General features: G+C 66.7%; 9 protein-coding genes. 4 read left to right on the top strand and 5 right to left on the bottom strand.

The window, feature by feature from the left end:
* Positions 1 to 13: 13 nt before the first annotated feature.
* The 5 genes from ACKY0W_RS18495 to ACKY0W_RS18515 are packed head-to-tail and all read right to left on the bottom strand — an operon-like array spanning position 14 to position 6,565.
* The gene (locus ACKY0W_RS18495; RefSeq protein WP_409435267.1) at positions 14 to 1,441 is read right to left on the bottom strand and encodes an aldehyde dehydrogenase family protein; all 1,428 of its coding nucleotides are present in this window, start codon (positions 1,439 to 1,441) and stop codon (positions 14 to 16) included.
* Positions 1,442 to 1,457: 16 nt separating this feature from the next.
* Complete coding sequence (locus ACKY0W_RS18500) at positions 1,458 to 2,402, bottom strand: SDR family NAD(P)-dependent oxidoreductase (protein WP_409435268.1); 945 nt, start codon at positions 2,400 to 2,402, stop codon at positions 1,458 to 1,460.
* Positions 2,403 to 2,460: 58 nt separating this feature from the next.
* On the bottom strand, positions 2,461 to 4,305 hold the full coding sequence (locus tag ACKY0W_RS18505; protein WP_409435269.1) for a flavin-containing monooxygenase: 1,845 nt from the start codon (positions 4,303 to 4,305) through the stop codon (positions 2,461 to 2,463).
* Complete coding sequence (locus ACKY0W_RS18510; RefSeq protein WP_409435270.1) at positions 4,302 to 5,684, bottom strand: aromatic ring-hydroxylating oxygenase subunit alpha; 1,383 nt, start codon at positions 5,682 to 5,684, stop codon at positions 4,302 to 4,304. The genes ACKY0W_RS18505 and ACKY0W_RS18510 overlap by 4 nt, the downstream gene beginning before the upstream one ends.
* Positions 5,684 to 6,565, bottom strand: a complete 882-nt coding sequence (locus ACKY0W_RS18515) for an SDR family NAD(P)-dependent oxidoreductase (RefSeq protein ID WP_409435271.1) — start codon at positions 6,563 to 6,565, stop codon at positions 5,684 to 5,686. The genes ACKY0W_RS18510 and ACKY0W_RS18515 overlap by 1 nt, the downstream gene beginning before the upstream one ends.
* Positions 6,566 to 6,896: 331 nt before the next feature.
* Between ACKY0W_RS18515 and ACKY0W_RS18520 the strand changes: the two genes are divergently transcribed.
* The 4 genes from ACKY0W_RS18520 to ACKY0W_RS18535 all read left to right on the top strand — a co-directional run bounded on the left by ACKY0W_RS18520 (position 6,897) and on the right by ACKY0W_RS18535 (position 12,302).
* Complete coding sequence (locus ACKY0W_RS18520) at positions 6,897 to 7,481, top strand: TetR/AcrR family transcriptional regulator (RefSeq protein WP_409435272.1); 585 nt, start codon at positions 6,897 to 6,899, stop codon at positions 7,479 to 7,481.
* 109 nt (positions 7,482 to 7,590) lie between these two features.
* Positions 7,591 to 8,592, top strand: coding sequence for an acyl-ACP desaturase (locus tag ACKY0W_RS18525; protein ID WP_409435273.1), 1,002 nt, complete (start codon positions 7,591 to 7,593; stop codon positions 8,590 to 8,592).
* Between the two features lie 125 nt (positions 8,593 to 8,717).
* Positions 8,718 to 9,851: a tRNA dihydrouridine synthase DusB gene (gene dusB, locus ACKY0W_RS18530; protein ID WP_409437846.1), complete on the top strand. Its 1,134-nt coding sequence runs from the start codon at positions 8,718 to 8,720 to the stop codon at positions 9,849 to 9,851.
* A 183-nt stretch (positions 9,852 to 10,034) separates the two neighbouring features.
* A complete protein-coding gene (locus ACKY0W_RS18535; protein WP_409435274.1) occupies positions 10,035 to 12,302 on the top strand; it encodes an LCP family protein in 2,268 nt (755 codons plus the stop codon).
* The last annotated feature ends 40 nt before the right edge of the window (positions 12,303 to 12,342 follow it).

The following is a 12,342-nucleotide window of genomic DNA, read 5'->3' on the forward strand; positions in this document are numbered from 1 at the left end:
CGCGCGGCCGCCCTCAGCCAGCCGCCCCGTAGCCCAAAGTGCTCTTGGTCTCTAGGTATTCGTGGAATCCCGCGTCGCTCCACTCGCGGCCGTTGCCGCTGCGCTTGTAGCCGCCGAACGGTGCGTTCAGGTCGAAGGCGTGGTTGATCGCCACCCAACCGGCCCGGATCCGGCGGGCGATTCCCCGCGCGGCGTCGATGTCGGCACCCGAGACGTAGCCGGCCAGACCGTACTCGGTGTCGTTGGCGATCTCGACGGCCTCGTCGAGATCGTCATAGCCGAGGATGCACAGCACCGGCCCGAAGATCTCTTCGCGCGCGATCGTCATCTGGTTCGTCACACGCGCGAAGACCGTCGGTCGGACGAAGTAACCGGTGTCGAGCCCGTCCGGCCGGCCGGCGCCGCCGGCCGCGACCGTCGCACCCTCGGCGATGCCCTGCTCGATCAGGCCCTGCACCTTGGCGAACTGCGCCGCCGACGCCACCGGTCCGATCGCCTTCGCATCGGCGGGGTCGCCGACCTTCACCTGGCCGGCGACCGCATGGGCGATCGCGATGGCCTCGTCCATCCGCGAGTTCGGCACCAGCATCCGTGACGGCGCGTTACAGCTCTGCCCGGAGTTGACCATCATGGTCGACACCCCGGCGGTGACGCTGTCGACGAAGGCGTCGTCGTCAAGCACGATGTTGGCGCTCTTGCCGCCCAGCTCCTGGGTCACTCGCTTCACCGTGGGCGCGGCGTTCTCCGCCACCGCGACGCCGGCGCGGGTGGAGCCGGTGAACGACACCATGTCGACGTCCGGGTGGCGAGACAGCGCCACGCCGACGCCGGGGCCGTCGCCGTTGACCATGTTGTACACGCCGGCCGGGACGCCGGCGGCGTCCATGATCTCGGTGAAGATGTAGGCCGAGAACGGCGCGACCTCAGAGGGCTTCAGCACCATGGTGCAGCCGGTGGACAACGCCGGGTAGACCTTCACCGCGATCTGGTTCAGCGGCCAGTTCCACGGCGTGATCAGGCCGCAGACGCCGATCGGGTCGCGCTCCACCAGGGTGTCGCCGCGCTGCTCGCTGAACGAGAAGTTCTTCAGCGCGTCGATCGCCGTGACGAGGTGACCGGCCCCGAGATTGACCTGGACCCCGGCCGCGAGGCTGGGCGGCGCCCCCATCTCCTCGCTCACCGCGTCGGCCAGGTCGCCGCTGCGCCGTTGGTATTCGGCGAGGATCGCCTGCAGCAGATCCAGCCGCTCCGCGCGGCTGCTCTGCGACCAGCTGTCAAAGGCCCGCCGGGCCGCGGCGACCGCGAGGTCGACGTCAGCCGCCGTGCCGAGTGCGATCTTCCCGCAGACCTTTTCGGTGGCCGGGTTGTCGACGTCGAGCGTCTTCGCTTCGGCCGGGTCCACCCACCGGCCGTCGACGTAGAACTGGGTGTATTCGCGCATCACAACACTCCTTCGACTACTGGGGTTTCTCGGCTTGGCCTGCCTGGGCCATCCCGAAGCTGTATCGGATATGTGCGGCGTGCCCGTCGGGCACGACCGGGAAGATCACGGGTCCGGTGACGTCCCGGATGGCCTCGATCCGGGCGTCGACGTCCTCGACCGTCCAGGACGGTTGATACACGCCGGGGCTCTCGACCAGCGCGGCCCGGGCTACCCGCCCGGCCAGCGCGATCAGCACTTCACCGGTGACCGAACAGGTTTCGTGTGCCAGCCAGCCGACCACCGGCGCCACCAGCTCGGGTTCCATCGGCGGGTACGCCGAGGTGTCGATCCCCTCGGCCATCCGGGTCACCGCCGCCGGGACCACCACGTTGCACCGGACGCCGTGCGCTGCGCCCTCCAGCGCCGCGACGTTGCTCAGCCCGATCACGCCCGCCTTCGCGGCCGCATAGTTGGCCACGTCGGCGTTGCCGTAGATACCGCCGATCGACGAGGTCAACACCATGCGACCGTAGCCTGCGTCACACATCGCGCCGAAGGCCGCCCGTACCACATGGAACGCGCCACGCAGATGGACGTCCAGGACCGCGTCGAAGTCGTCCGAACTCATCTCCCGTAGCGGGGCCCGGCGGACGTTTCCGGCATTGTGGATCAGGATGTCGACCCGTCCGTAGCGCCCCAGTGCGGCGCCGACAATCGCCTCGCCGCCCCCGGGTGTGGCGACCGAGGCGGTGCAGGCCACCGCGGCGCCGCCCGCGTCGCGGATCTCGGCGGCGACCCGCTCGGCCAGGCCTTCCTGCATGCCGTCACCGGTAAGGTCGGCACCGGTGTCATTGACGATGACGGTGGCTCCCCGCTGCGCCAGCAGGTGTGCGTAGGCGCGGCCCAGTCCCCGCCCGGCGCCGGTCACGACGGCGACACGGCCATCGAAGTTCAGATCCGCAGCCTGGCGCCGACTCAAGCGGAGGGTTCCTCGGTGAGATCGCGCGTCTGCAGTGTTGTAGCCGTCGTCTTCGATGTCACTGCAGGTCCAGGCCTTTCAGGTCGCCCGCCTCGCGCCACCGCTTCAGCAGATCGTCGAAGGCGTAGAAGCCCGGTGAGTACACCTCGCCCAGGAACGAGCGGCTCGCGTCGCCGAATCCACGGCCCTCGTTGTTGTAATAGCCCGGCGTGCAAGATAAGTCGAACGCCGAGTTGTCGAAAGCCAACTCCCGGATGGTGTTGACCCAGGCGTCCTGACCCTCCTGATTGGGCTCGACGACCGTCGCCCCCCGCTTCAGAGCCTCGGCGATGATGTAGGCGATGTGCTCGGCCTGCTGCTCGAACATCGCGGTGGTGTTGGCCGACACGCCACCCTGGATGAAGCCGGTGTGAAACTGGTTGGGGAACCCGCGACTGGTCATCCCGTGCAGCGTCTTGTGCCCGTCGCGCCAGTGGTCGAACAGCGATATCCCGTCGCGTCCCTCGATCACGTCGATCGCGTACCGACGGCTGATCTCCGTAGAGATCTCGAAACCACTGGCGAAGATGACGCAGTCGACCTCGTACTCGACGCCTTCCGCGACAACGCCCTTCTCCGTAAGCTTTTCGACCCCCTTGGATTCGGCCACGTCGACCAGGGTGACGTTGGGCCGATTGAACGCAGGCAGGTACGTGTCGCTGGAGGTCGGGCGCTTGCACATGAACCGGTAGTACGGCTTGAGCGCCTCAGCAGTCTGCGGATCCTCGACGATATCGTCGATCCGGCGGCGTAGCCGCTCCATGATCTTGTAGTCCTCTTCCTCCCGCATCGCCATGATCTCCTCGACGCCGAGAGCCATCGGGTCGGGGCTGGCGCCGATCCGAGCGGTCAGGTTGCGACCCAACTCGGTCCAGAAGTCGCACACCATGTCGGGGGCGTCGAACACCACGCCCTCGAACGGCGACCAGCGGTGGAAGTTGCGCTTGCGTTCGGCCTGCCACCCCGGCTGTAACGACGCGACCCACTGGGGATCGGTAGGCTCGTTTCCCCGGAAGTCCACCGACGACGGCGTGCGCTGAAAAACATAGAGCTGCTTGGCATCCCGACCCAAGTGCGGGACCAGTTGCACACCAGTTGCGCCGGTGCCAACCAGAGCTACCCGCTTGTCGGCCAGCTTGTTCAGGCCACCGTTCGCGTCGCCGCCGGTGTAGTCGTAGTCCCAGCGAGCCGAGTGGAAGACGTGGCCGCCCGCGTTGATGAACTCCTTGATGCCCGCCACGCCGGGCAACTTGGGCCGGTTGTAGGAGCCCTGCGCCATGACCACGAAACGCGCCCGCAGGTCGTCTCCCCGGTTCGTCGTCAGCCGCCAGCGCTTGATCTGCTCGTCCCAGCGGACGGCGCGCACCTGGGTCGAGAAGATCGCCCCGTCATAGAGGCCGAAGTGCTTACCGAGGTTCTGGCAATGCGCGAAAATCTCTGCGCCGTCGGCGAACTTCTTGGACGGGATGAAGTCCAGCTCTTCGAGCATCGGGACGTAGCAGTACGCGTCGTTGTCGCACTGGATTCCGGGGAAACGGTTCCAGTACCAGACACCGCCGAAGTCGCCGCCCATCTCGATCACACGCACGTCCGGCACGCCGGCCTTCTTCAGGTAGGCGCCGGCGAGCAGTCCGGCGATGCCACCGCCGAGGACCACGACCTCGATGTCGGCATCGATGGGTTCACGCGGCGTCACCACGGTGTGCGGATCCACCTCGGCGAACTCCACGAAATCATCCTTGACTTCAAGGTACTGGCTGGAACCGTCGGTGCGAATGCGTTTGGCCCGCTCAACGGCGTATTTGCGCCGGAGCGCTTCGATGTCGAAGTCATCGGGAGTCTGGGTCGGCGGACAGTCCGTCATCGATCGTTTCCTGTCGGGATCTCTTGAGGCGCACCGGCGCCCATGTACTTCGACAACTGGTGGTGCAGGTTGACGATGGCGCGCTCCCGGTACGGGTTGGGCTTGGCGCCGGTATAGCCGAGGGATTTCATGCCCTGCTGCACCGCTGCCATGTTCGAGAAGTCCTGCGGAAGAACCGAGCGCCAGCCCGGGTCGCCCACCGGGGTGTACTCCCATTGCGTCTGCGGCTCTTCACCTTTGGGAAAGAGTTCGAACACCGAGACTTCGAAGATGCACTTGTCGGGGTTGTAGCTGGGGTGCGGCCGTGCGCTGTAGCACAGGGCACTGGTGAGTCCTTGGCCGATCTGGAAGTTCGGGAAGATCTGCCATGCGGTGCCGGCCTGCCCGAGCACGTCGGCGGGAATCGTCGGCCAGATGACCCCGCGGGCTTCGTCGTCGCGGCGCGCCGAGGCCAGCCAGTGTTCGAGGACCTTGTCGGCCGGAGTGCCCTCGGGCAGCTCGTCGACCAGTCGCTTGGCGGCGTTCACCAGGGTTGCGGTGGTGGTGGCGTTGGTCTCCTCCATGGTGTAGATCTGCATCTCCGCCGTCGACACCCGCGGATCGGCGCCGGTCCCCAGCCGGATCTTGGATTTGGTCGCCTCCAGATCGTCGGGAGCGTCGTAGCCGAGGTTGCTGTGCTTGCCCTGCACCCGCGCCCAGCCCTTGAATTCACCGAACCTGTTGAACTCCGGGTGGGTTGTGTAGACGTGGTACGTCTCGTTGAAGGCCTCCATCGCGACCTTCCAATTGCAGTCGAACTCCAGCCATTTGCGCCACTTGTAGCGCATGTTCTCCAGGCCGAACGGTTCGAGAATCTTGGCGGCCGGGAACAGGTAGTCGGCCAGCGATTCGCAGTCGGGATCCATGTTGATCCAGAGCCAGCCGCCCCAGGTGTCGACGCGCACCGACCCCAGATGGGTGTTCGCGGGCGTCAACGTGCCTTGCCAGTCTTCCTGTTCGCGTATGTGGGTGCAGGTTCCATCGAGTCCGTAGGTCCAGCCGTGGAATCCACAGACGAACGACTTACGGGTACGCGCGCAGGCGTTCTTCGCCCCGGCCGGGGTGTCGACCAACCGGCGGCCTCGGTGCATGCAGACGTTGTGGTGGGCCCGAAACTCGTCCGGCCCGCTGCGGACGACGATGACCGAGTCCTCGAGGATGTCGTAGGTGAGGTAGCTGCCCACCTCCGGCAGATCTTCGACCCGCCCGACCTGCTGCCACACCTTGCGCCACAACTTGTCTCGCTCGGCACGGGCGTAGTTCGGACACGTGTAGGCCTCGACACCGATCGTGACCGGGCTGGCGAGTTCTTCGTTTGAACCCTGGACCGGATCGGTCATCACATCCTCCTTATCGCAGCACGGAAGGTGTCGTCCTTGAGGAACAGTGAGGTGTTGTCGGCGTCAAGGTGTGTCCATCTGAGGTTGAGTCCGCCGTCGACCAGCAAGGTCTGCCCGGTGATGTAACTGGCCAGGTCCGACAGCAGAAACAGGATCGGCCCGGCCTGTTCCTCGGGCCGCCCGCGGCGCCCCATGGCGATCGCCTGCAGATCACGATCGGGATTATCGTCGGTGTAGGTGGCCGAGGCGGCGGTGTTGGTGACTCCCGGAGCCACCGCGTTGACGCGAATCCCAGCCGCTGCCAATTCAACTGCCATAGTGCGGGTCATCGCGACGATCGCGGCCTTTGCCGTGCCGTAGGCGATGTGGAACGGCGCGGTGTTCATCCCGCTGATGGAGGAGATCGACACGATCGAGCCCGGAAGCTGCTGCGCCACCAGAGCGGCGGCCACCGCGCGGCTCATGAAGAAGGAGGTCTCCAGGTTGTGCGTGAAGATCTTTCGCCAATCGGCGCGCGCCACCCTGGTCGAGGGCATCCAGGTCGCCGGATCCGCGCCACCGGCGACATTGACCAGTCCGTAGAGCCGCCCGTCGGCACCTTGGGCCGCATCGAGCACCGTGGCAACACCCTCGTCGGTGGACGCGTCAGCCGCCACCGGTATCACCGACAGGCCTCGGTCGGCCATGGGCGCGATGTGCTCACGGAGGTTCTGCTGCGAGCGGCTCACCGCGATCACGGTGGCCCCTGCCTGCGCGGCCATCGCGGTGATCGTCGTGCCGATCCCGCCGCCGCCGGCGCCCGACACCACCACGATCCGGCCGTGCAGGTCCAGGGGATTGAAATCGCTCAACAGGCTGGGAGGAGTGCAGTGATCCGCCATGACCCGCTTTCACCTGGCACCGACCGTAATTCGCACACCCGGCGGTCCCCGAGATCGCGAATTTGTCCGGACAACATATGTCATTCTTCGTTCTGAAGAACACTATTCCGCAGCGGCAAGCGCAGAGTCAAGGGCAGAACCCGGAGGCCTGCCAGCCTTATTGTCTGGACCAATGCGATGTAGCGCAGCCGTCCCCGCTCGGCGCCGCCGGACGGCACACACCGGCGGGGCGTTCACTTACCCGAAACGCCTTGCGTCATGATGGGACCCACGTCGAACGTCGCCAAATTTGACTACACGCGTTGTCAGAACGAGCTTGAGGAGATGCGGAGTGTCTTCCAGCCAACGTCGGGGCCGCTGGTCCGGTGTCCCACTGGCAGAGCGTCAAGCCCTGCGCCGAGACGAATTTCTCGCGGTCGGCGTGCAGCTGCTTGGCGATGCGGGCGGGCCCACGCTGACCATCCGGTCAGCCTGCCGCGCGGCCGGGCTGACCGAACGCTATTTCTACGAGAGCTTCGCCGACCGCGACGAGTTTGTGCGCGAGGTGTACGACGACGTGTGCACCCGGGCGTTGGCGACACTGCTGTCGGCCAGCGGCCCCCGGGACGCGGTGGAACGTTTCGTCACCATGGTGGTCGACGACCCGGCACGCGGCCGGGTGCTGCTGCTGGCACCGGAGAGCGAACCGATCCTGTATCGCGCCGGCGCCAAATGGATGCCGGACTTCATCGTGATGCTGCAGCGCACCCTCACCGCTATCGGCGACTCGGCGCTTCGACAGATGGTGGCGACCGGATTGATCGGCGCCCTGACCACCCTTTTCGCCGCCTATCTCAACGGGCAGCTCAAGGCCGGCCGCGACCAATTCATCGACTTCTGCGTCGACATGCTGCTCACTGCGCAAATCGCGCGCTAAGTCGGGGCCACAAGTTCACAGCCAAACACGCACGGCCAAAACTTGATGCTACCGACAGACACAGATATATTGCCTGCAACTAGTCGACACAGATATCTGGGGAGCTGGCATGGCACGGGAGTGGACCGATCTGGAGTTGCTGCACGAGCTCGAGCCCGTCGTAGAGAAGTTCATCAACCGACACTTCTCCATGGCCAAGGACTGGAACCCCCACGACTACATCCCCTGGTCGGACGGCAAGAACTACTACGCGCTCGGCGGGCAGGATTGGCATCCTGAGCAGTCGAAGCTATCCGAGGTCGCCCGCACCGCGATGGTGCAGAACCTGCTGACCGAGGACAACCTGCCGTCATACCACCGCGAGATCGCGATGAACTTCACCATGGACGGCCCGTGGGGCACCTGGGTCAACCGGTGGACCGCCGAGGAGAACCGGCACGGCATCGCCCTGCGCGACTACCTCGTCGTCACCCGTAACTGCGACCCGATCGAGCTGGAAACGCTGCGGATGGAGACCGTCAACCGCGGCTTCAGCCCGGGCCAGAACCACCAGGTCTCCGGCGACCTGTTCGCCGAGAGCCTGTTCGACTCCGTCATCTACGTCAGCTTCCAGGAGCTGGCGACCCGGATCTCGCACCGCAACACCGGCCAGGCCTGCAACGACCCGATCGCCGACCAATTGCTGGCGCGGATCTCGCACGACGAGAACCTGCACATGATCTTCTACCGCGACATCAGCGCCGTCGGCTTCGATATCGCGCCGGAACAGGCGATGGCCTCGCTGCACCGGGTGCTGGCCAACTTCCAGATGCCCGGGTTCGTCGTGCCGGAGTTCCGCCGCAAGGCCGTGATCATCGCGGTCGGCGGTGTCTATGACCCGATGATCCACCGCGACGACGTGGTGATGCCGGTGCTGAAGAAGTGGGGCATCCTCGAGCGGAGTTTCAGCGGCGAGGCCGCCCGCTACCAGGAGGGGATCGCCAAGATCGTCGCCGAGCTGGACGAGACGTGCGAGAAGTTCGAGCTGGCCAAGCAGCGCCGGCTCGAGCGGGAGGCCAAGGTGGCCGAGAAGCGCGCCGCCAAGAAGGTGCTGGAGCCATCAGCGTCCTAACTGACGAGCAGCCGACGCTGGATGATGACGGCGACCTGCCGCGCCCGGCTTCGCCGCGCTTGCAGTCGCCGCTGAACCATGACGGCGACCTGCCGCGCCCGGCTTCGCCGCGCTTGCAGTCGCCGCTGAAGATCGGGTCGATCGAGCTTGCCAGCCCCGTGGTGCTGGCCCCGATGGCCGGCGTGACCAACGTCGCATTCCGCACGCTCTGCCGCGAACTGGAACAGTCCCGGGCCGGAACGGTCAGCGGGCTCTATGTCTGCGAGATGGTGACCGCACGCGCGCTCGTCGAGCGGCACCCCGCCACCCTGCATATGACGACATTCGGGCCGCAGGAGTCACCGCGCTCGCTACAGCTCTACACCGTCGACCCCGACACCACCTACGCCGCGGCGAAAATGATCGCCGATGAAGGACTGGCCGACCACATCGACATGAATTTCGGCTGCCCGGTGCCCAAGGTGACCCGCCTGGGCGGCGGGTCGGCGCTGCCCTACAAGCGCCGGCTATTCGGCAATATCGTCGCCGCAGCGGTGCGTGGAACGGCCGGCACCGACATTCCGGTGACCGTGAAGTTCCGCATCGGCATCGACGACGCCCACCACACCCACCTGGACGCCGGGCGCATCGCCGAGGCCGAGGGTGCTGCCGCGGTGGCCCTGCACGCTCGCACCGCATCGCAGCGCTACTCCGGCACCGCCGACTGGGAGCAGATCGCGGCGCTCAAGGCGCAGGTCCGTTCGGTCCCGGTGCTGGGCAACGGCGACATCTTCGAGGCCGGCGACGCCCTGGCCATGATGGCGGCCACCGGTTGCGACGGCGTGGTGATCGGCCGCGGCTGCCTGGGGCGCCCCTGGTTGTTCGGCGAGCTCTCGGCGGCCTTTGCGGGTCGGCCCGCCCCCACCCCTCCCACCCTGGGCGAAGTCGCCGACATCATCCGCCGCCACGGCGAGCTGCTGGCGCAGCATTTCGGCGAGGACAAGGGCATGCGGGAGATCCGCAAGCATGTCGCCTGGTACTTGCACGGGTTCCCTGCCGGTTCCGACCTGCGGCGCGAGCTGGCCATGGTGACCACGCTGGCCGAGCTCGACGAATTGCTGAAGCAGCTGGACGGATCGATCCCCTTCCCCGCAGCCGCCACCGGCCCTCGCGGACGTCAGGGATCGCCGGCCAAGGTCACCCTGCCCGAAGGGTGGCTGGAGGACCCCGATGACTGTGCGGTGCCAACCGGGGCGGACATTATGCACTCAGGTGGCTGAAATGAGACTTTGTCGACATCGCGTGTCTGGCAAGTTCTCAGTAGAATAAGTACCTTATTGCCCGAGGCAGGGATTGCCCCTGCGGGGGCGGACGCAGGTGTGGAGACCAATGCCGATCATCCACACCGCGCCGACGTGCGATCGACGTGCGCCGGTACCAAGGACTCGGAGGCCCCTGAGGACATGAGTGACGGCGATAACGCCACTCCTGGCCGCTGGGCGCCGGAGGGCAATGACGACGACGGCGACCATCAGCTGATGACGATGCCGCCGCCCGGCCCCGCACCCTGGGAACGCTGGCAGAACCCGTCGTCGGAGGACCCCGCCCCCCGTCGGCGAAGCGGGTCGCGACGCCGCAATGGCGGCAACGGCTCGGTGAGCGTTGCCGAACTGATCGCCAGGGTCAATGCCGATGCGCCGCCGTCCGGCGGGCGCAGCCAGCGCCGGGCCACCCCGCAGACTCCATTACCTCCAGAAGCACCCGAGCCCGTCTCGGTATCCGAGCCGGAAGCCCCCTACGCGCCGGCGCTCGACCTGGCCGATGCATCGGCCCCGATACCCGACATCGCCGACGTGGCCTACCCGTCGGAGGTACCCGACCTGGACCGTATTCACGGCACGTCACTCCTGCCGGCCGACGCCCCCGACGGAGACGAGTGGGCGCCGCCTACCGAGCAATCATTCGGCGGTCCCAGCTTCCTCTCCGCTCCGTCGAGCCTCGCTGAACCGCCGGGTTCATTCGGCGGTCCCAACTTCCTCTCGGCCCCGTCGAGCCTCGCTGAACCGCCGGACGCCGCCCCCGAGATGCCGCCGGCGCGGATCGACCCGCCTCGCCACACCGGCCCAGCGGACGCCGATCCGATCCCGCACGGGCCTCACCACCGGGCGAAGCTCGCGGGCCGTGCGGTCGCCGCCATGATGGCGATCCTGGCGCTGGTGCTGACCGGATCGGCCTGGCAGTGGAGTTCGTCGAAGAACCGCAGCCTCAACCACGTCAGCGCGCTGGACCCCGACTCGCACGACATTCTCGATGCGGCCGGCCAGTACGGCGACGAGAACTTTCTGATCGTCGGCGCGGACACCCGCGCCGGCGCCAACAGCGACATCGGAGCCGGGAGCACCGAGGACGCCGAGGGCGCCCGTTCCGACACCATCATGCTGGTCAATATCCCGGCGAACCGTAAACGCGTGGTGGTGGTGTCGTTCCCGCGGGACCTGGCGATCACCCCGATCCAGTGCGAGGTCTGGAACTCCGTGACCGGCGCCTACGGACCGATCTACGACGAGGAAACCGGCACCTACAGCGACGACATCGTCTACACCGAGACGAAGCTGAACTCGACCTACGCCTTCGGCGGCCCGAAGTGTCTGGTCAAGGAGATCCAGAAACTGTCCGGACTGGCGATCAACCGGTTCATGGCCGTCGACTTCGTCGGGTTCGGCAAGATGGTCGACGCGCTGGGCGGCGTCGAGGTGTGCACCCCCAGCCCGCTGTACGACCTTGTGCTGGGCAGCGTCCTGGAGGACTCCGGACGCCAGCGAGTCAACGGCGGGACCGCGCTGAACTACGTGCGGGCCCGTCACGTCACCACCGAGGACAACGGCGACTACGGCCGCATCAAACGCCAGCAGCTGTTCTTGTCGTCGCTGCTGCGTTCATTGATCTCCACCAACACGTTCTTCTCGCCGACCAAGCTCAACAATGTGGTCAACATGTTCATCGGCGACAGCTCGGTGGACAACGTCACCACCAAGGACCTGGTGAACCTCGGCCAGTCGTTGCAGAAGGTCGCCGCTGGGCACATCACCTTCGTCACGGTGCCGACCAGTGAGACCGATGAGAACGGCGACGAGGTCCCCAGGATGGACGACGTGCGGGCGCTGTTCGACGCCATCATCAACGACGACCCCCTGCCCGGCGAGAACGACCACAACGCCACGGCGGTACCCACCACGGCGACGGCCAGCCCCACCACCCAGTCCAGCGCCCTGCCCGGATCACCGGCCAGCCCGGCGGCCAAGCCGCTCAGCGAGCAGGTACACGCGGTCACGACCTCACCCGCCGATGTCACGGTGCGGGTGTCCAACGCCACCGAGCAGTCCGGCCTGGCTGGCGCCACCTCCGAAGGCCTGCAACAGTGGGGCTTCAACGTCGACAACGCCGACGACTACCCCGGCACCGTCAAGTCCACCAAAGTGCTGTACTCCCCCGGAAACGAGCAGGCCGCCGCCACGGTGTCCTCGGCACTGTCGGGCGCACCGGTCGAACGGGTCAGCGGACTGGGCAGCATCGTCCGAGTTGTCCTGGGGTCGGACTTCCGTGCCGTGACCAAACCCGCGGCCAGCGGCTCGCAGGTCAGCGTGCAACTCAACCGCGGCGCCAGCGTCGAGCCGACCGAACTGCCCGACGATTTGACTGTCACCAACGCCGCCGATACCACCTGCGAGTAGCGCCCACTCCCGCCCAACCCGCGCGGATCGCGGTCCACGG

Source organism: Mycobacterium sp. SMC-14, from assembly GCF_046250075.1.
Classification (GTDB): Bacteria; Actinomycetota; Actinomycetes; order Mycobacteriales; family Mycobacteriaceae; genus Mycobacterium.